This window comes from Flavobacteriales bacterium, from assembly GCA_026129465.1.
Classification (GTDB): Bacteria; Bacteroidota; Bacteroidia; order Flavobacteriales_F; family PHOS-HE28; genus PHOS-HE28.
Genome location: JAHCIA010000001.1, coordinates 3,001,164 through 3,020,395, shown reverse-complemented (window position 1 = coordinate 3,020,395; position 19,232 = coordinate 3,001,164). Strand labels below are relative to the sequence as shown.

At 62.1% G+C, this 19,232-nt stretch carries 16 protein-coding genes and 1 tRNA gene; 5 read left to right on the top strand and 12 right to left on the bottom strand.

Annotated elements, in window-relative coordinates; translation table 11 throughout:
* Positions 1-6: 6 nt before the first annotated feature.
* The 5 genes from panD to panC form a co-directional block, all read right to left on the bottom strand.
* Positions 7-357: an aspartate 1-decarboxylase gene (gene panD / locus KIT10_12785; protein ID MCW5900135.1), complete on the bottom strand. Its 351-nt coding sequence runs from the start codon at positions 355-357 to the stop codon at positions 7-9.
* Between the two features lie 77 nt (positions 358-434).
* Positions 435-794: a T9SS type A sorting domain-containing protein gene (locus tag KIT10_12780; protein MCW5900134.1), complete on the bottom strand. Its 360-nt coding sequence runs from the start codon at positions 792-794 to the stop codon at positions 435-437.
* Between the two features lie 509 nt (positions 795-1,303).
* Complete coding sequence (locus tag KIT10_12775) at positions 1,304-4,474, bottom strand: T9SS type A sorting domain-containing protein (protein MCW5900133.1); 3,171 nt, start codon at positions 4,472-4,474, stop codon at positions 1,304-1,306.
* 11 nt (positions 4,475-4,485) lie between these two features.
* Positions 4,486-5,778: a SprB repeat-containing protein gene (locus KIT10_12770; protein MCW5900132.1), complete on the bottom strand. Its 1,293-nt coding sequence runs from the start codon at positions 5,776-5,778 to the stop codon at positions 4,486-4,488.
* Between the two features lie 127 nt (positions 5,779-5,905).
* Positions 5,906-6,751 (bottom strand): pantoate--beta-alanine ligase, encoded by an 846-nt coding sequence (gene panC, locus KIT10_12765; protein ID MCW5900131.1) that lies wholly within the window; start codon positions 6,749-6,751, stop codon positions 5,906-5,908.
* 113 nt (positions 6,752-6,864) lie between these two features.
* Between panC and KIT10_12760 the strand changes: the two genes are divergently transcribed.
* The 3 genes from KIT10_12760 to glmS are packed head-to-tail and all read left to right on the top strand — an operon-like array spanning position 6,865 to position 10,901.
* Positions 6,865-7,680, top strand: coding sequence for a glycogen/starch synthase (locus KIT10_12760; protein ID MCW5900130.1), 816 nt, complete (start codon positions 6,865-6,867; stop codon positions 7,678-7,680).
* Between the two features lie 13 nt (positions 7,681-7,693).
* A complete protein-coding gene (locus tag KIT10_12755) occupies positions 7,694-9,049 on the top strand; it encodes a DUF4270 domain-containing protein (GenBank protein MCW5900129.1) in 1,356 nt (451 codons plus the stop codon).
* A 7-nt stretch (positions 9,050-9,056) separates the two neighbouring features.
* Positions 9,057-10,901 carry a glutamine--fructose-6-phosphate transaminase (isomerizing) gene (gene glmS, locus KIT10_12750; GenBank protein ID MCW5900128.1) on the top strand — a complete coding sequence of 615 codons (1,845 nt, stop codon included), beginning with the start codon at positions 9,057-9,059 and terminating at the stop codon, positions 10,899-10,901.
* Here glmS and KIT10_12745 read toward each other — a convergent pair.
* Together KIT10_12745 and KIT10_12740 are read right to left on the bottom strand one after the other, a co-directional pair.
* A complete protein-coding gene (locus KIT10_12745; GenBank protein MCW5900127.1) occupies positions 10,888-11,184 on the bottom strand; it encodes a TM2 domain-containing protein in 297 nt (98 codons plus the stop codon). The genes glmS and KIT10_12745 overlap by 14 nt on opposite strands.
* 184 nt (positions 11,185-11,368) lie before the next feature.
* Positions 11,369-11,977: a superoxide dismutase gene (locus tag KIT10_12740; GenBank protein MCW5900126.1), complete on the bottom strand. Its 609-nt coding sequence runs from the start codon at positions 11,975-11,977 to the stop codon at positions 11,369-11,371.
* Between the two features lie 131 nt (positions 11,978-12,108).
* On the opposite strand from KIT10_12740, the gene KIT10_12735 reads away from it, so the two are divergent.
* The gene (locus KIT10_12735; protein ID MCW5900125.1) at positions 12,109-12,345 is read left to right on the top strand and encodes a hypothetical protein; all 237 of its coding nucleotides are present in this window, start codon (positions 12,109-12,111) and stop codon (positions 12,343-12,345) included.
* Between the two features lie 55 nt (positions 12,346-12,400).
* Here the strand turns inward: KIT10_12735 and KIT10_12730 are convergent, their stop codons facing one another.
* The 5 genes from KIT10_12730 to KIT10_12710 all read right to left on the bottom strand — a co-directional run bounded on the left by KIT10_12730 (position 12,401) and on the right by KIT10_12710 (position 15,579).
* On the bottom strand, positions 12,401-14,020 hold the full coding sequence (locus KIT10_12730) for a S41 family peptidase (protein ID MCW5900124.1): 1,620 nt from the start codon (positions 14,018-14,020) through the stop codon (positions 12,401-12,403).
* A 5-nt stretch (positions 14,021-14,025) separates the two neighbouring features.
* Positions 14,026-14,475, bottom strand: coding sequence for a dCMP deaminase family protein (locus KIT10_12725; GenBank protein ID MCW5900123.1), 450 nt, complete (start codon positions 14,473-14,475; stop codon positions 14,026-14,028).
* Positions 14,476-14,663: 188 nt separating this feature from the next.
* Positions 14,664-14,745: transfer RNA gene (locus KIT10_12720), tRNA-Leu, on the bottom strand.
* A 7-nt stretch (positions 14,746-14,752) separates the two neighbouring features.
* Positions 14,753-15,010: a GIY-YIG nuclease family protein gene (locus tag KIT10_12715; protein MCW5900122.1), complete on the bottom strand. Its 258-nt coding sequence runs from the start codon at positions 15,008-15,010 to the stop codon at positions 14,753-14,755.
* Between the two features lie 158 nt (positions 15,011-15,168).
* On the bottom strand, positions 15,169-15,579 hold the full coding sequence (locus KIT10_12710) for a BrxA/BrxB family bacilliredoxin (GenBank protein ID MCW5900121.1): 411 nt from the start codon (positions 15,577-15,579) through the stop codon (positions 15,169-15,171).
* Positions 15,580-15,774: 195 nt separating this feature from the next.
* Between KIT10_12710 and KIT10_12705 the strand changes: the two genes are divergently transcribed.
* Positions 15,775-19,074, top strand: coding sequence for a M36 family metallopeptidase (locus KIT10_12705; GenBank protein MCW5900120.1), 3,300 nt, complete (start codon positions 15,775-15,777; stop codon positions 19,072-19,074).
* The last annotated feature ends 158 nt before the right edge of the window (positions 19,075-19,232 follow it).

Here is a 19,232-nt window from a genome sequence, read left to right as displayed (position 1 = left end):
CCCGGGTCACTTCAGCCGGTTGGTACGCTCGTCGGGGAAGATCACCACCGGCCGGAAGGCGCGGGCCTCCTCCAGCGGCATGCTGCCATAGGCCACCACAATGACCACATCGCCCACCTGCGCCTTGCGCGCCGCCGGGCCGTTGAGGCTCACCATGCCGCTGCCGCGCGGCCCCTTGATGATGTAGGTCTCCAGCCGCTCGCCGTTGTTCACGTTCACCACCTGCACCTTCTCGCCCTCCACCATGCCGGCGGCGTCGATCAGGTCCTCGTCCAGCTGGATGCTGCCGATGTAGTTGAGCGCCGCCTGGGTGATGCTCACCCGGTGGATCTTGGCGCGCATGACTTCGATGGTGATGGGCATGGCCGTGTAGCGAGGGCGGCAAAGGTAGCGCCATGCCGGGACCGAAGCAGCAGGCGCGTGCGCATGCGGCCCTACTCCACCACCACCCGTTCATGCCGCTGCCCCTCGGGGTCCGTGACCCGCAGCACATAGGTGCCGCGCCCGAAGCGCGAGAGATCCACCTCCTCCACGGTGGCGCCGGTGGGCAGCGGCCGCTGGTAGAGCAACCGGCCCATGGCATCGTACACGCTGTAGTAGCTGTCCTTCAGCAGGGGATCGGGGAACTCCACGGTGAAGCGGCCGGGGGTGGGGTTGGGGTAGATCCGCAACACATGACCATATCCCACTTCCACCATACCGGCAGGAGAAAAACAGTGCCCCTCTCCCCCCGACAGATCCACAGGGAACTGGATCACGTTGTCGGCACTCATGCAATCCAGCCAATACGCCATGGATACTGTGATACAACCGCACGTGGTCAGCAAGCCTTGGGTGCCACCAATCCATTCTATCCAGTATACCTCCGAATTGAACAAGTGTATACGTTTCCGAGGTGTATCGGCCACAGTTATCGTGTCTACCGCTGTCACAATGATGGGATCCCATTGATAGGGCTCATTGAAGACATGCACGGTGTCGCCCACTGATACATCGAAGTCGTACAGAAGGTGTTCACTGCTATCTTGGAACCGATAAAAGATCACCTGGCCTTGCATATTGTCCCATAGTGCTCCGAATGGAACATCGGCGTTGTACCAGAACAGTTTGCTACACACCTTTCCATCAATGATCGTGTCATACCCACTTTCTGACGTCCGGATATATAATATATTGTTTATGTTCGGGCCCAAATGCTCTGATACGGTCCATCTGGCGTTCGACATCGCAATGGACTGCTGCGCCATGACAGCCGGGAGCATGACCATGCCCAATAGCAGGGAAGTAATGATGCGCATGAAAATCAATGTTGAATGTGAACTGAGCCCTTACTTGTGCGTCCATTTTCTGTGACCGTCCGGACCACGTAGATGCCTGGCCGTACCAGCAATCCGCTTTCACAGAGCAATCTGCCATCGTGCGCTGATCGCCAAGAGAGGGGGACAACCCTTCCTTGTGCATCACATAGATCCACCCGTACAATTGGCGACTCTTCCAGATGCTCAATGGTGAAACTACCCATACTCGGATTGGGATATACTTTCAATTTCGAGGTGGCTGTCGCGTTCCAACTCCTTACGTCATTGGTAGGTGTCCCCTGATAGGGCATCATCTTGAAGCTGTTGCCCGGCCCGTTGCAAGGGTGGATGAACGCGTGGAACCGGGACCCTGCCTCGGCACGGAAGCCCGGCAGCAAGCGAACCTCGCTTCCACCCCGATAGTTCACTTCCATCCCACTTGGGATCTCGGCCGTGGACTCGATGAAGCTCAAGGATTCAATGAATGCGTTCGCACCATAGGTGCCCGATTCTATCAGCTCATCGAACTCGGGACAATACAAGTTGTGCTCCCACACCCCCCTTCCCTGCAACCCAGCCCTGACCTTGTTCACCTGATAGTTGATCTCCAGTCCCTGGATACGTACACGAGGGAGCCCCAAGCCCAAATGGACCCATTCTGTTCCGTCGGACATGAACGCGGCGTTCGTGTAGAACACCCCCATGTCCGTTCCCAGGTAAACACCGCCATTGCTACCACGTTCGAGTACCAACGCATCCCAGCCTATGCCCGCATTCGGCAGAGCATTGTCTGAGCTGCCGGTGTAATCGACCTGGTAGCCCGGATCGGTCGGGGCCAAACTATAGTCCATTCGGAACAGCATGTGCCGGCCGGTAGCATCAGTGCCTGGTGCATCCGACGAGTAGGCGATCCACGCGACATTGGGGTTGGAATGGTCGAAGTCGAGATCCGCGATCCAATGTCCGGTGTTCCTGGGGATCATCGCACCAAGGTCATCAGGGTCCGGGATCATGGGGAAGGCCATCTCTTCCCAACTTGACAGGACATCTGCCGCTGATGCCTGAGCGTCCATGGTGCGGTAAAGCTTTTGAATGTCTGGCGAACCACTGATGCGCTTAACAATGACATGAGCCCAAAGTTGATCGGGAGCGGACCACGGCCGGTAGATCCTCCAGACTCCAGAACTGAGGAAGTCCGGCATCGTTGAGTTGAGTGCATGAAAGTTCGAAACGTCCTCCCAAGTGCTTCCATTGTCCAGCGATCGTCGGATCTCTTGGCCTTCAGATGACACCTGCCTGTGCGTGAACAATACTCCGATAGCCCTTCTGTGCAAGGCCCAATCCGTGTTCCAATCCGTTGACCCAGGGCTATTTAGCAAAGTTCTGTTCACCCCATAATCTGCGCTTCTATAATTGAAACTGCTATAATTATGCTGCGAATTCCAGTATATCCTATTACCCTCAATAGGATGTATAAGTGGTCGTTGTCCATCGAGACCTCCCAGTTGACGCCAACTAGGAACCCAGTCCGGAGCGAATACATCATCAGAAAGTACGACTCCATCGTGGTACAAACCGAGTGCAATACGACCCGGCTCCGAGTATGAATCCGCCATGCGGTATACCTCTGCTACACCAAGCCCATGGCCCAACCACTCCCAATTCGCTCCATCGTCCGTGGACCGATGTACACCTCCATGGTTGGCCATCCATACCTCCCCGGCTTGCGTTGGATGCCCCACGAAATCCTCGACATCCACATGATATTGTTCGGCATTAGCATGTAGGTTTCCATACTGTACTGTCGTGACATTGAGAGCGGTCTTGTAACGATCACTATGCCCGATGTAGATGTCGTTGAACGTTGTTTGTGACACGCCATATCCATAACCATCTCCATACACTACCTGGTTATCAGCCAAGTGTGTCCATGTTGTAGAAGCAGGTACATCAAGGTCGGAAACACGATACACCTTCCCTGCCCATGGTGGACTGTATATGTCAAGCATGACATAGAGGAGTTCCGGGTCGTGCATCGATGTTTCGATGTTGATGCGTCGGTGGTTTCGTTGAAGACTGGGGTCGTCGGGATCCGTCACCCAATTGGTTGAAGGCATGTTTGACACCACCACCCAGTTGGCTCCGGCATCGAATGATTGAAGGAGCCGCCAATACTCAACTTTGAGTACAGTAGGAGTCCCTCCCACGTCGACCGTCTTTTCACCGCTGAACATGACGGCCACATACAAATGCTGTCCATTGCCGGGTTCTATGGCGATGTCGTGTATCCGTTGCCATGGCAGGTAGGTGTAGTCCCCGTAGGTCAGGTCGTTAGTTGGCGCAGGTAACATGATCTTCACCCATGTCGGATCAGGCTCGTTCACATTCGTGCTCCGGAACAGACCATCCCAAGTCGCTGCGTATAGCACATCGGCATTATCGGGATCCGTTTGCAGTTGTGCGATCTTGTTCCATTCACCCAGGTCCGAATGGTCCGCTATCATATCCAACGTCAAATCATTGAGATTCTTTCGGTATATCCCCCTTACGAAGCCCAAATGTTCGGAGTTCGCCGCGTACCAAACGTTAGGGTCATCCACTTTGAATACAGCATGCCGGCATGGACTCCTGAGCCATTGGTCACTTCCTGCATTCTGCCATTTGCTCATCGTGGACAAGCGACGATAAAATAATCCACCAAGGGCTGAGCCACACAACATTAGATCCGGGTCCTCTTCGCAGATGGTGATGAAGTGGACCGGCCCAATTCCAGGCTCCATTCTCTGGCCTTGATTCCCCAATCCATATGGTACATCAGAATAGGGTTTGTCCAATGGACCCACCTCATGCCACATGTCCTGATTGCTTTTGGCATGGGCTTTTCGATCGGGAAGGATGGCCTCACCAGCCTGCTCAGCGGCCATGAATTCCTCGAACGGTTGGCCATGCGATATCCTCAACGACCACTGGCTTTCCCACTTCTTGAACTTGGTGTAATCGCCCCCCTCCCTGAATATCTCCAATGTATCGCCTGCGGCGATCAAGCTGTCGTACTTGATCCGAAGCCGATGGAGGAGTTCGCCGAAATCTTGGCGTGAGTGGTCAACAGGGGTCTGTCCGGTCGCAGTACCATTCCCGACAAGGCATAGCCAAACGAAGGCGAATGTCCAGCGCATGGTATGTGGGCTTAGCGGTTCTTGAGGATCTCCTCCATGAGATGCTTCAGATCCCCGACCTCATCCTTCAATGCCAAGATGTACAGTGCCTGTTCCTCCACGATCCTCACCAGAGTTCGCTGCATCCCACCCAGTTCCACCCCGCCTCTAACCTCAAGATCTGTCGCAGACGGTAGACCTGGCAGGTGCTTGTGCTCCTGTATGAAAGCGCGCAGTTCCGTCAAGGGCATCAAACGGTAGCCGTCATCGAAGACATAGTCCGGCCATTCACCCAACTTTACCAGCACATCCCGCGTGACGATGCCATCCTCCACAAAGAGCCGGTAACCATCCACTGCGCCAGCCGGTGGGTTGGTGCCGATCCCCACCCGCCCCTCGCTGGTGATGACCATGCGTTGCAGGTTGTTGGTGCGGAAAGGCAGTGGAGCGTTGTTCACCGTGCCGATAAAGTAGATGCCATTCGGGTTGTCGATGACATTCCCGCAGGTGTACCAAGGAGCCACCGTCGTATCCCCGGCCGGCCAGCACCAAGGCTTGGTGAGGAAAGCGCGCAGCTCGCCGTCATCGTCCAGACCGAGGATCCCGGACGGCAGGCCCAGCTTGATACCCCCTCCTGCAAGCAGGCGGACGAGTTCCGTTCCGTTGCTCTTCAGCACGAAGTCCGTGGGATCCGACGTGCCCAGATAGTCCACCTCCGGATCCGTGCCCGCATTGCCACCCTTGTCCCAGTTGTTGTCGGCGGGTTCCGAGAGGAACAGCGCCCCGGGTTGGTTCTGGCAGCCATTGTGGTCCGTCACCACCAATTGGTAGTTGCCTGCACCGATGGCCGTGCGGTGCTGCGTGGTGACGGCATCCTGCCACAGGTAGCTGTAGGGTGGCACGCCATACTGCACACCGGTCTGGATGCTGCCGTTGTAGCATTGGTGGCAGCTGACGTTGTAGCCGTTCGGCCAGGTGTAGGGCGTCAATCCCACAATGAGGGCCCTGGGCTGCGAGAGGGTGATCTCCGCATAGCGCTTTGTGCTGTCCGCATCCGTCACCGTTACGCGGTAGTAACCCGCTGCCAGGCCGCTGGTGGCGGCGGTGGTGTCCTGGTTGGACCACAAATAGGTGTAGGGCACTGTTCCCCCGGTGACGATGGCTTCTATGCTACCATTGGTGCCCCCGAAGCAACTGACGCCATAGCCGTTGTAATTGCTGCGGACGAGCGTGATGTTGAGCGGTTGGGCGAAGGCGCTTTCAGCACAAAGACCTGCGGCCGCGCAGGCGATCAGCAGGAAAGAGATCTTGCCGGGGGGGGGGATAAAAGCGCATGATCGATGGAATAGGGTGGAACGAACCTAGCATGCCAATATCGAATTTCCAAGCAATGCGGATCCGAATTACTTCATTTCCATACAGGTCTGACGGAGGAAGCGCAAGATCCAAGATCTACCGCCGCAGCGTCACATTGTCGATCAACCGCACCGGCCCCACGAAAGCCGCGATCAAAGCCACGGCTTCATCCAGACCATTCCAATTTGAAAGTGGCGCCAAGGTCTCCGGGTGCGCGATGCCGAAATGGTCCAGCACCACGGCCGGTTCGGTGGCCAGCACGGCCAGGGCCTTGGCGCGGGAGTCCTCCACGCTTTCGCGAAAGGCGGCCCCTGCGGCGGTCTGCAGTGCCCGGTACAGCACGGTGGCCTGCTGGCGCTCCGCCGGGGAGAGGCGCATGTTGCGCGAACTCATGGCCAGGCCATCAGGCTCGCGCACCGTGGGGCAGGGCACGATGCGCTCCGGCCAGCGCAGGCTGCGCGCCACATGGGCCAGGATGGCCAGCTGCTGCCGGTCCTTCTCGCCGAAGAAGGCCGCATCGGGCCGCATGAAGTGGAAGAGCCGCTCCACCACATTCACCACGCCCTGGAAGTGACCGGGGCGTGAAGGGCCTTCCCAGTACTGGTCCAGTCCGCCCAGGTCGTAGGTCAGCGGCTGGTGCCCGGCGAAGAGCGCCTCCGCGTCCGGTAGAAAGACCGCATGGCAGCCCGCTGCACGCAGCAGGGCCAGGTCCTCGGCCTCGCGCCGGGGGTAGGCCGCCAGGTCGCGGGGGTCGTTGAATTGCAGGGGGTTGACGAAGATGCTGACCACCACCCGGCCGCATTGGTCCAAGGCCCGTCGCACCAGGTCCAGGTGTCCCGCATGCAGGGCGCCCATGGTGGGCACTGCCCCCACCTGGTGGCCCGCCCGCCGGGCATCGGCCGACCACTGGGCCGTAAGGGCTGGATTCCTCAGGATCTCCACGATCGGCGCGGCTTCCGCGAGGGGCCGGGGGGGGCCAAGCTAAGCCCCCGCGTTGATGGTCCGATGAAAAGTCTATATTTTTGTACCCCGAATTCCCCCCGCACATCATGAGCTTGAAGAACGCGAAAGTCCTGACCGTCTCCCAATCCATCCACCCCTTCCTTGATGGACCCGAAGAGATGGCCCAGAACGCGCGCCACCTGCCGCAGGGCATCCTGGACCAAGGCAACGAGATCCGGGTGTTCATGCCCAAGTTCGGCTGCATCAATGAGCGCCGCCACCAGCTGCACGAGGTGATCCGCCTCAGCGGCATGAACCTGATCATCAACGACACGGACCACGCCCTGCTGATCAAGGTGGCCAGCGTGCCCAGCGCCCGCATGCAGGTGTACTTCATCGACAACGAGGAGTACTTCAAGCGCAAGAGCGAGACCCACTGCGGCGAAGGGAAGTTCCACGCCGACAACGACGAGCGCGCGCTCTTCTTCGGCCGCGGCGTGCTGGAGACCGTGCGCAAGCTGGGCTGGGTGCCCGACATCATCCACTGCCACGGCTGGATGACCGCCTTCGTGCCCCTGTATGTGCGCCACTACTTCGCCGACGACCCGCACTTCGAGAACGCCAAGCTGGTGTACACCGCGTACGACCAGAAGACCGAGGCCCTGGACAAGGACCTGGTGAAGAAGCTGACGATGGAAGGCTTCGACAAGGAGGTGGTGAAGGGCCTGAACAAGCCATCCACCGACGAGATGCAGAAGCTGGCCATGGCGCTGAGCGATGGCGTGGTGCGTGGCAACAACAAGTTGAACAAGACGCTGGAAACGGCGATCAAGGGGCTGGAGAAGCCCGTGCTCACCACCAGCAGCGTGGCCGATGTGCAGGCCCACGCGGAGTTCTACCACAGCGTATTGGAGGAGGCTTTGGTCTGAGCAACCGCCACCCGTGCGCAACGCATCCCTGATATCGGCACGGCCCACCCGTTGGGCCGTGTTCCTTTTGGTCCCGGCCCTGCTGGCCTCGGCCTGCCGCAAGCCCGAAAAGGACCTGGGGCTTGACCTGCTCCCCGGCGACCCCTTGGGGATCCTGGTGGATACGGCCACGCTGCATGCCTTCACCTTCCAGCCCGAAGCGATCCGCACCAGCGGACTCACACGCAATCTGCTGGGATCGTATCTGGACCCGCAATTCGGCCATGTGAACGCCGGCCTGGTGGCCCAATTGCGCCTGAGCGTGAACAACGTGGGCGCCGGGCAGGACAACAGCGGCCTGGTGGCCGACAGCCTGGTGCTGGCCCTGGGCTTTGATGCCCCGGTGCACGTGTATGGCAACCTCGAGTCGCAGATCTTCCAGGTCTTCGAGATCCTGGACACCCTCACGGTGGACTCGGTGTACCAGACCGACAAGGTGCCGGAGTTCCTGCCGCAGGATCTGGCCGCCGAACGTGGTGGGCGCCTGCAGCCCCAGCCGAACAAGCCGGTGGTGATCGGGGGCGATTCACTGCAGCCCCAATTGCGGATCCGGCTGAACGACGCGCTCGCGGACCGCTTCATCCAAGCCTTCGGCACACCCGACCTGGCCAGCAACGACGCCTTTCTGCAGTTCTTCCGCGGTGTGTATGTCAAAGTGGACAACGGGAACCAGCTGCCCTTCCAACAGGGTGTGCTCTACTTCAACCTGATCGGTCCCACTTCCAAGGCCACACTCTACTTCCGCGACCTGCTGAGCGATGCGCCCGACTCCACGCTCACGCTGGACCTGCCCATCAACCAGAACAGCGTGCGTTACACCGTGGCGAGTTTCGATCACGCCCAGGCCTTGGACCAGGCCCTGCCGATGGCGTTGGCGGACACCACCGCCGAAGCCGCGCTCACCTGGGTGCAGGCCCTGGGCGGCTTGCGCACCGCGATCCGTTTTCCCCATCTGATGGAGATGGCACAGCCGGGCCGCGTGCTGGCGAAAGCCGAATTGGTGGTGCCGGTGTCGGGCACCTTCAATCCCTATCTGCTGCCGCCCACCCAGCTGTTCATCTTCCGCAAGGACACGGCGGGCACCGACCTCTTCCTGCCCGATCAGGTGGGCGGCTCGGAACCCATCGGCGGGCTCTATTCCACCGCCGACCGGGAATACCGCTTCAACATCACACGTTACATCCAGCAGGTGCTCACGGGCGAATTGCCCAACGACGGTGTGGAGCTGGTGCCGGCCAGCAATGGCATCTCAGCGAACAGGGCCGTGCTCGCAGGCCCCGCCAACCCCGTGAAGCCCTTGCGCTTGCGGCTTACATTTACCACCTACTGAAGCGGAGATGTGCGGCATCGTGGCATACCTGGGCGACAAGGACGCCTACCCCATCCTGATCAATGGCCTGCGCCGCCTGGAGTACCGCGGCTACGACAGCGCCGGTGTGGCCCTGCTGGACGGTGATGATCTGCGCATCCACAAGTGTCAGGGCAAGGTGAGCGACCTGGAGGCCCATGTGAACGGCCTGGACCTGCGCGGCACCGTGGGCATCGGCCATACGCGCTGGGCCACGCACGGCCCGCCCAACGATGTGAACGCGCACCCCCACCAGGGTTCCAGCGGCGACCTGGCGTTGATCCACAACGGCATCATCGAGAACTACGCCACCATCAAGGAGGAGCTCCTGCATCGCGGCCACACCTTCCGCAGCGACACCGACACCGAGGTGCTCACGCACCTGATCGACGACATCCAGCGCACGGAGGGTGTGGACCTGGCCGAGGCCGTGCGCCAGGCCCTGGACAGCGTGGTAGGCGCCTACGCCATCGTGGTCATCGACCGCAAGGACCCCGACACCATCGTGGCAGCGCGGCGCAGCTCGCCCCTGGTGATCGGCATCGGAGAAAATGGCGAGCACTTCGTGGCCAGCGACGCCACCCCCATCGTGGAGCACACCAAGAACGTGGTGTACATGGAGGATGGCGAGCTCGCCGTGATCGACCGCCACCAGGGCCTGCGCCTGCGCAACCTGCGCAACCAGGAGAAGACCCCCTTCATCCAGGAATTGGAGATGCACCTGGAGGCGCTGGAGAAAGGCGGCTACGACCACTTCATGCTGAAGGAGATCCACGAGCAGCCGCGCAGCATCCGCGACAGCATGCGCGGCAGGCTCAACCTGGCCAAGGGCGAGGTGGTGCTCGGCGGCATCAAGGACCATGAGCAGCGCTTCGTGAACGCCAAGCGGATCCTCATCGTGGGTTGCGGTACCAGCTGGCATGCCGGCCTGGTGGGCGAATACCTCTTCGAGGAACTCGCGCGCATCCCGGTGGAAGTGGAGTACGCCAGCGAATTCCGCTACCGCAATCCCGTGGTCGGCGAGGACGATATCGTGATCGCCATCAGCCAGAGCGGCGAAACGGCCGACACCATGGCGGCGATCGAACTCGCCAAGAGCCGGGGCGCCACCATCATCGGCATCTGCAACGTGGTGGGCAGCAGCATCGCCCGTGTCACACACGCCGGCAGCTACACCCACGCCGGCCCCGAGATCGGCGTGGCCAGCACCAAGGCCTTCACCGCGCAGGTCACGGTGCTCACCCTCATGGCCCTGATGGTGGGCCAGCGCAAGGGCACGCTCAACACCAGCCAGTTCCACCGGCTCATCAACGAGTTGGACAGCATCCCCGACAAGGTGCAGAAGGTGCTGGGCAGCGAAGCGCAGATCAAGTACATCGCGGACATCTACAAGGACGCGACGAACGCGCTGTACCTGGGCCGTGGATACAGCTTCCCGGTGGCGCTGGAAGGCGCATTGAAACTGAAGGAGATCAGCTACATCCACGCCGAGGGCTACCCGGCCGCCGAGATGAAGCACGGCCCCATCGCCCTGATCGACGAGGAGATGCCCGTGTTCGTGATCGCCACCAAGGGCGCCAGCTACGAGAAGGTGGTGAGCAACATCCAGGAGGTGAAGGCGCGCAAGGGCAAGGTCATCGCCATCGTCACCGAGGGCGACACCGTGGTGCGCGGCATGGCCGACCACGTGATCGAGATCCCCGAAACGGCCGACGCGCTGGTGCCGCTGTTGAGCGTGATCCCTCTGCAGCTGATCAGCTACCACATCGCGGTGATGCGTGGCTGCAACGTGGACCAGCCGCGCAACCTGGCCAAGAGCGTCACGGTGGAGTGACGCCACGTCCGCCCTCGCCCCACATGAACACGCGGTCGCTGCCGCGGTAGGGCGCCAGGTCCTTGGTGAAGAGCAGGTGGCCCAGGTCGATCAGGGCCAGCACACCGAAGCCGCCGAAGGTGAGTCCGTAGATCACCGCCACGCGGGGGGTGGTGCCCAGGTAGAGCCGGTGCGCACCGAATGGCCCCAACAGCACGGCCAGGGTACTGCTGATGAGGCGCTGGTCCTCGCCTTTCGCCAACTCCTCCCCGCCCTCCGGAAGCAGGACCCACACTTCTTCCAACCCTGGATGTTCCGGGATCGGCGGCAGCCAGGGACCGGCGGCATGTGCGGAGCAGGCCACCCACGCGATGGATGCTGACAAAAGGATCCGCCGAAGGCTTGCGAGGATCATGGGATGCGCACCACAAAGGAAAGGGCGCCCGGCCTCGCGGCACGGGCGCCCTTCAATGGCGTCTGATGGGTGATCACTTCCCGGAAGCGTAGCGCCTGGTCACCTCGGCCCAGTTCACCACGTTCCAGAAAGCGGCGATGTAGTCCGGACGGCGGTTCTGGTAGTGCAGGTAGTAGGCGTGCTCCCACACGTCCATGCCCAGGATGGGCGTGCCACCGCAGCCGGTGCCGGGCATCAGGGGGTTGTCCTGGTTGGGGGTGCTGCACACTTCCAGCTTGCCGCCCTTGTGCACACAAAGCCAGGCCCAGCCGCTGCCGAAGCGGGTGGCGCCGGCCGTGGCGAACTTCTCCTTGAAGGCATCGAAGGAGCCGAAGTCCCGTTCGATGGCCGCCGCCAATTCACCCTCGGGCTTGCCGCCACCCTTGGGCGACATCACCTGCCAGAAAAGCTCGTGGTTCCAGTGGCCGCCACCGTTGTTGCGCACGGCCATGTTGCCCATGTCGAGCCCCTTGAGGATCTCCTCCAAGGTCTTGCCATCCAGCGGCGTGCCCTCGATGGCCTTGTTCAGGTTGGCCACGTAGGCCGCATGGTGCTTGCCATGGTGGATCTCCATGGTGCGGGTGTCGATGTGCGGCTCCAGCGCGTCGTGCGCATAAGGCAGGTCAGGAAGTTTGAAGGCCATGTCGGTCGGGGTTGGGTCGTGGTCGGTCGAAAAGATGCAGCAAAGATAACCAGGCACCATGCCGCCTCTTGTTGGGCGTGTATCCACAACGCTACCTTTGCGGCGAATTCTTTCACCAAACACACAAGGAAATGACCAAGAAGTTCGTCCTCGCCGCCTTTGTGGCGGCCCTGTTCGCCGCCTGCAGCAGCAACGAAGCTGAGATGGAGGCCAAGGCCAAGGAGATCGAGGCCCAGACCCAGGAAATGATGGACAAGCTGGAAGCCGAGATGAACGCCGCCACCGAAGAGACCGAAGCCGCCGCCGAGGAAGCCGTTGAAGGCACCGAGGAAGCCGCCGCCGAGGTGGAAGAGGCCGTGAACGAGTGACCCTCGCGCACAGGACATTGGTGAAGGGGGCCCTGCGGGGTCCCCTTCTTCGTTTTCAGGTACCCGCGCCGAGCTCCTCTTCCGCCCGCAGGTAGATGCGGTCGGTGCCCAGCATGATGTCGTAGAAGCCTGCGTTGCCCCACAGGTTGCGGGCGATGTTGGCCTTCAGCCGCGTGGCGATCCACTGGCGGGAACGGGCCAGGTCGTCCGGCCGCTCCTTGATGCCCTGCTCTTCGGCGAAACGCCCCAGTTCGCGCAGCAAGGCGTCGGAGATCTGGTAGCGTTCGTTGAAGGACCTGTAGGAGCCGAAGCGCAGGAGCCGGTCACGATCGCGATCGGCCACATCGAAGGCGAACTGGTTGAGGGTGCCGCTGAAAAAAAGCTCAGTGAGGTATTGGGACCCTTCCGCGGTATCGGCAGGGACGAACACGTCGGGCATGATGCCACCACCGCCGAACACGATGCGGCCCGCCGCCGTGGTGTAACGCAGGGCGGAGTCGGTGCGGATGCTGTCGGCGGAGAAGAACTCACCGTGCGCCTGGCGCGCCTCCAGGTCACGGCCATAATCGACCCCCTCGCCGTAGGGTCTTTGGATGGAGCGGCCCGATGGCGTGTAGTAGCGCGCCGTGGTGAGGCGTATCGCGCTGCGGTCCGGCAGGTCCACATGCTCCTGCACCAGCCCCTTGCCGAAGGACCGCCGACCCACGATCACGCCCCGGTCGTGGTCCTGCACCGCGCCCGCCACGATCTCGCTCGCACTGGCCGAGCCTTCATCGATGAGCACGGCCAGCGGCAGGTCGTGGAACATGCCACGGTCGGTGGCCTTCACGTCGCGACGTGGCGAATTCCTGCCCTGGGTGTATACGATCACCTGGTCGCGCTTCAGGAACTCGTCCGCCAGTTCGATGGCCGAGTTGAGGTAGCCGCCCCCATTGCCGCGCAGGTCCAGCACCAGCCGCTGCATCCCCGCATCGCGCAGGTTCCGCGCCGCATCCAGGAACTCCTGGTGGGTGTTCTTCGCGAAGCGCGACAGCTTGATGTAGCCCGTGCCATCGCTGGAGAGCAGCGCCACGGCCACACTGTTGATCGGGATCTTGCCGCGCCGGATGGTGACATCGAAGGCTTCGGCGCGTCCGGGCCGCTTGAGCGACACGGTCACTTCACTGCCCTTGGGGCCGCGCAAGGTGCGCATCACACCGTCGTTCGTGATGCCCACGTTGGAGAGCGGCTTGTCATCGGCGGCCAGGATGCGATCGCCGGCGCGAATGCCGAGGGCCTCACTGGGGCCACCTTCCACGGCGGCGACCACCACCACGGTGTCGCGCTGGATGGAGAACTCCACGCCGATGCCATCGAAACTCCCTTCAAGCGGCTCCTGTGCGGCGCGCAACTCGGCCGCGCTGATGTAGTAACTGTGGGGGTCGAGCCGCTGCAACAGCTCCTGGAGCACTTCCTCCACCAGCGCGTTCTTCTCCACGGTGTCCACGTACTGCCTGTCGATCAGGTCGAGCACCTGCACGATCTTGTCCGCGGCGGAAGGCTGGCGCAACTTCAGCAATGCGAGCGGGCCTCCCCGGCCGCGATCCAGGCCGTGGCCGATGAACAGTCCGGCCACCACCGCCAGGGACAACAGCAGCGGCAGCAAGGGGGTGATGGGGCGGCGATCTTGGGCCATGGCGTTCAGGACATCTCCAATTTATGCACCAGCAGCCCGCCGCGCTCGAGGAGCTCGAGTCCCGAGGGGTCCTTGTAGGCGTCCAGGTACACCAGTCGCTTGATGCCGGCCTGTAGGATGAGCTTGCTGCATTCGCGGCAGGGGCTGTGCGTGAGGTACAACGTGGCGCCCCGGGCATTGTTGGTGCTGCGTGCCACTTTCATGATGGCGTTGGCCTCGGCGTGCAGCACGTACCAATGGGTCAGGCCCGCCTCATCCTCACAGTCATTGGGGAATCCCGTGGGCGTGCCGTTGTAGCCGTCGCTGATGATCATCCCTTCCCGCACCAGCAAGGCCCCCACCTGCTTGCGGCGGCAATGGCTCAACCTGGCCCACTCCAGCGCCATGCGCATGTAGGCCCGGTCGTAGCGGTCCTGCTTCTTCGGATCGGAGTAGACCAGTTGGTCGTTCTGCATGCGCGCTGATGTCATGAGCCCCCGAGGCCTTGTGCCCATGTGCCATCAAGTGCACCAAAGCGCCATGCCCCGCCATGGCCACATGCTCGCACGAGCGCATGGGCACATGCCTATCGTACCCAGGGCGGGACTCGAACCTGCCTCCGGCAGGCGGGCCCGCCGAACTCCTCGCTGGATCATCACCTCAGTACCCAGGGCGGGACTCGAACCCGCACGACTTGCGTCACTGGTGTTTGAGACCAGCGCGTCTACCGATTCCGCCACCTGGGTGGGGTGCTCACGGCTTGCGCCGCGAGGCGCGAAGATCCTTCAGAAATTCCTTACCGACACCCGACTTCAGGTACTTTTCCCGCTGACGGGCCTCGCGTCTGTCCGACTTGGCCTCCACAAGCAGTACTTCAAAGGGGCGATACGGCCGTGTCGTCGGTTCCTTGCCACGCTGATGCTCCTCGACCCGGCGTGCCACATCGGTGCTGATACCCACATAGATGTACTCCCGGACAAGACTGGAAAGAACGTACACAGCGCATTCCATGTGTTCGACAGTGTCCTTGGGGCCAGCGCGCCTGCCTGCCGAAGGCAGGTCTACCGATCCTGCCTTCGGCAGGCAGGTCCGCCACCTGGGTGGGGTGCTCGCGGCTTGCGCCGCGAGGCGCGAAGATCGTGCATGATCCCCGCGCGGAAAACTTCCGATCAGCAGAACTCCTCGTAGGCCATCCGCAGGTTGTCGGCGATCATCTCCGCGGTGCGGCCCTCGATGTGGTGGCGCTCCAGGAAATGGACCAGCTTGCCGTCCTTGAACAGCGCCATGCTGGGGCTGCTGGGCGGGTACGGCAGGAAGTGCCTGCGGGCCTGCAACGTGGCCTCGGTGTCCACACCGGCGAATACCGTGTAGAGTTTGTCCGGTCGCTTGCCCCCCTGGATGCTCTGCTTGGCACCGGGGCGGGCGGCACCTGCGGCACAGCCGCAAACACTGTTCACCACGCACAGCACCGTGCCGGGCTGGGTGAGGGCCTTGTCCACTTGGTCGGGCGTATGCAGTTCCTCGAAGCCGGCCGACACCAGGTCGGTCTTCATGGGTGCGACGAGTTCTGGTGGATACATCTGCTGCTCTGGTTGATCGTTGTCGTTGTCGGTCCTCGCACGCGGGAATTCCCGGTGCGGGGGCGAAGTTACGGCCGCCCTTCGGCGCACTTGCCGATCCCACCCCTATGGCCGCCGGGTCAGGATCCCCAACATGGCGCCCAGCCGGTGGCGGGCGTATCCCCTTCTTGCCTACCTTCGAGGGCCCCCAAGACCATGACCTTCAGGAACTGGAACGCTGCTCTGGCTGTTCTTCTGCTGTCCGCGACCCTCGTGCATGGGCAGGGTGCGGGTGCCGATGCCGTTTCCCTGGCCAAGGAACGCCTGCTGGAACAAGGCTTCCACGCGGATGACCTGCAGCACTTCGTCATCAAGGACGACTACACCACCGCCCACAACGGTGTGCGGCACGTGTTCCTGCGCCAGCTCTGGCAGGGCATGGAAGTGTGGAACGGCGACGTGGCCCTGCACCTGGCTCCCGGCGGCGATGTCCTCGCCTTCCATGCAGGCGCCTTCAAACACTTGGGCAAGCGCGCCAATGCCCCAAGCCCGTCCATCAACGCTGTGGACGCCCTGGGCCGCGTGCTGCCCACCACCCTGCCCGGTGTGGCCATGCCACAACTCGTGTCGGTGGAGGACGGTGGCAAGCGTCACATCTACCAAGGCGATGGCTTCGGCGGCGAACCCGTGGTGGTGCAACTGGTGTGGCAGCCCATGGGCGACAGCGCCCGCCTGGCCTGGAACGTGAACCACTACACGCCGGACGGCTCGCACTGGTGGAACATCCGCATCGACGCCCACACCAGCGAGGAACTGGACCGCAACGATTGGGTGAGCCAGTGCGACTTCCACCCCCACCACGATATGGCATGCCCCCACGATCATTTCCTGGCGGACCCCCTGCCTGAAGAGGAGATGGCCTTGGGCATGATGGGGCCCAACGACTACCGCGTGTACGCCTGGCCGATCGAAAGTCCTTCCCACGGGGCGCGCACCATGGAGAACGCGCCCTGGCTGCAGGGTGGGATCGCCTCGCCCTTCGGCTGGCATGACACTTCAGGCGTTGCCGGTCCTGAATATTTCGATACCCGGGGCAATAACGTTTGGGCGCAAGAGGACATGGATGCGAACAATACAGGAGGCTTCCGCCCGAACGGTGGCGCCACCCTGGAGTTCGACTTCCCGATCAATTTCGCCCAGCAGCCCAACAACTATCAGAGCGCAGCCATCACCAACCTGTTCTATTGGAACAATGTGCTGCACGACATGAGCTACCAGTACGGCTTCGATGAGCCGAGCGGCAATTTCCAAGCGAACAACTATGGCCGGGGTGGGATGCAAAATGACCGAGTGAACGCAGATGCCTTGGACGGCAGCGGCACCAACAACGCCAACTTCGCCACACCGCCGGACGGGGCGCGGCCACGGATGCAGATGTTCGTCTGGACCATCACCAACCCCAACCGCACCAGCGACCTGGACAATGGGGTGATCGCGCACGAGTATGCGCACGGTATCAGCAACCGCCTGGTGGGCGGCCCCAGCAACACCGGGTGCCTGGGCAACGCCGAGCAGATGGGCGAGGGCTGGAGCGACTACTTCAGCCTGATGACCACCCTGAAGGCGGGCGATCTGGGCACCACCGGCCGTGGCATCGGCACCTACCTGCTGGGCCAGCCCACCACGGGCGTGGGCATCCGCCCGGCGCGTTACAGCACCAACTTCGGGGTCAACGGCTACACCTATGGCGCCACCAACAACACGGCGGCGATCAGCATGCCCCACGGCATCGGCTTCGTGTGGTGCACGATCCTGTGGGAAGTGACCTGGGAGCTGATCGGCATCTACGGTCTCGATCCAGACCTGTACAACGGTACCGGTGGCAACAACATCGCCATGCAGCTGGTGATGGACGGCATGAAGCTCACGCCCTGCAATCCCGGCTTCGTGGACGCCCGTGATGCCATCCTGCTCGCCGACCAGATCAACAACGGCGGGGTGAACCAAGGCGCGCTTTGGGCGGCCTTCGCGCGCCGTGGCCTCGGTGTCAGCGCCAGCCAGGGTTTGACCAGCAGCCGAACGGATCAGGTGGAGGCCTTCGACGTGCCCATGGCCAACAACGTGGGCATCCAAACGATCCTCGCCCCCCTGGCCGGCAACATGCCCTTGTGCGGCAGCACCCCGGTGACGGTGCGCGCCCGCATCCGCAACTACGGCATGCAGCCCCAAGGCAATTTCCCGGTATCGTACCGCTTGAACGCGGGTGCCTGGGTGACGGAGACCTTCACCGGCACGCTCGCTTCCGGCGCGTCGTTCGACTTCAATTTCAGCACCGGTCTCCTGCTGCCCCTGGGCGCCCACACCGTGACGGTGCGCACCGAACTGGCCGGCGATGGATATGCCGCGGACAACCAACAGAGCGTGGCGGTGACCGTGGTGGCGGGTGTGACCCTTGATGTGCCCTTCACCGAAGGACTCGCGGTGCCGGGTACCACGCCCCCGGGCTGGTCCTTGGTGAACCCGGACAACAGCTTCACCTGGATATCGGGCAACCTGGCTGCGGGCGTAGGCCCCAACTGCAACGCCGGCGAGCGCGTGTGGGCGGTGGACCACTACAACTACCCGGCGATGGGCGAACTGGACTTCCTGATCACGCCACGCATCGACCTGACCACCCACTTTGGCGCGCGGCTCGTCTTCGACCACGCCTATGCGCGCTATGACAACAACTATTTCGACGGGCTGCGCATCGATGTGAGCACCGACTGCGGTGCCGCGTGGACCACCGTGTTCCAGCAGATCGGCGCACCGCTCGCCACCGCGCCCAACACCACGGCCCAATTCAGCCCCGCGTGCAACCAGTGGCGCAACAACATCGTGGACCTGGCCGCTTTCGACGGGCAGATGATCATGATCCGTTTCGTCTCCATCAACGGCTTCGGCAATTGGTTCTACATGGACAATGTGTCCGTGCAGAGCCAAGGCACCATACTGCCCGTGGAATTCCTGTCCATCGCCGCGAAGTCCGTGGACCAGGGCATCGCGGTGGAATGGAGCACGGCCACCGAGACCAACAGCGACCACTACGTGGTGGAGCGCTCCGCCGATCTGGAGAAGTGGGAGATGATCGGCACCGTGGACGCGGCCGGATACAGCCTCACCACGATCGCCTACCACTTCCTGGACCGCGCCCCATCGCAAGGCGTGAACTACTACAGGCTGGACCAGGTGGACCAAGATGGCAGCAGCGAGCACTCACCGGTGGTGAACGCCTGGTGGAGCGCGATGCGTCCGCAACTCTTCCCCAACCCCAACACGGGTGTGTTCACCATCTCCCGCCTGGCATCGGACATGCCCATCGAAGTGATCGATGCCTTGGGCCGTTCGGTGCCCTTCAGTCTGGAAGCCGTGGCCGATGGCCTGGTGCACGTGCGCCTTCTGGAACCACGCTCCGGCCTCTACCTGGTGCGCATGGGCGATGGCCAGGAACGTGTGGTGGTGACCGGCGATCGCTGAGCGCGGTCGCGCATCTCCTGGGCATGGCCGGATGAACATCCATCGCCATGCAGGGCCCTCCGGCGGCTTTTCCAGTATGGCGTGTCGAAGTTCCCGCGCACCATTGGGCCCAATGCCCTATTTTCACGCACACTGCAAGTGAAATGGGGCCTGACCAG

What these genes read in the sequence shown, in the direction of transcription:
- glmS (MCW5900128.1), top strand. Translation starts at nt 9,057, where the DNA reads ATGTGCGGCATCGTGGCATACCTGGGCGACAAGGACGCCTACCCCATC.
- KIT10_12735 (MCW5900125.1), top strand. Translation starts at nt 12,109, where the DNA reads ATGACCAAGAAGTTCGTCCTCGCCGCCTTTGTGGCGGCCCTGTTCGCC.
- KIT10_12715 (MCW5900122.1), bottom strand. Translation starts at nt 15,010, where the DNA reads ATGGAATGCGCTGTGTACGTTCTTTCCAGTCTTGTCCGGGAGTACATC.
- KIT10_12780 (MCW5900134.1), bottom strand. Translation starts at nt 794, where the DNA reads ATGGCGTATTGGCTGGATTGCATGAGTGCCGACAACGTGATCCAGTTC.
- KIT10_12730 (MCW5900124.1), bottom strand. Translation starts at nt 14,020, where the DNA reads ATGGCCCAAGATCGCCGCCCCATCACCCCCTTGCTGCCGCTGCTGTTG.
- KIT10_12710 (MCW5900121.1), bottom strand. Translation starts at nt 15,579, where the DNA reads ATGTATCCACCAGAACTCGTCGCACCCATGAAGACCGACCTGGTGTCG.
- KIT10_12740 (MCW5900126.1), bottom strand. Translation starts at nt 11,977, where the DNA reads ATGGCCTTCAAACTTCCTGACCTGCCTTATGCGCACGACGCGCTGGAG.
- KIT10_12725 (MCW5900123.1), bottom strand. Translation starts at nt 14,475, where the DNA reads ATGCAGAACGACCAACTGGTCTACTCCGATCCGAAGAAGCAGGACCGC.
- KIT10_12775 (MCW5900133.1), bottom strand. Translation starts at nt 4,474, where the DNA reads ATGCGCTGGACATTCGCCTTCGTTTGGCTATGCCTTGTCGGGAATGGT.
- KIT10_12705 (MCW5900120.1), top strand. Translation starts at nt 15,775, where the DNA reads ATGACCTTCAGGAACTGGAACGCTGCTCTGGCTGTTCTTCTGCTGTCC.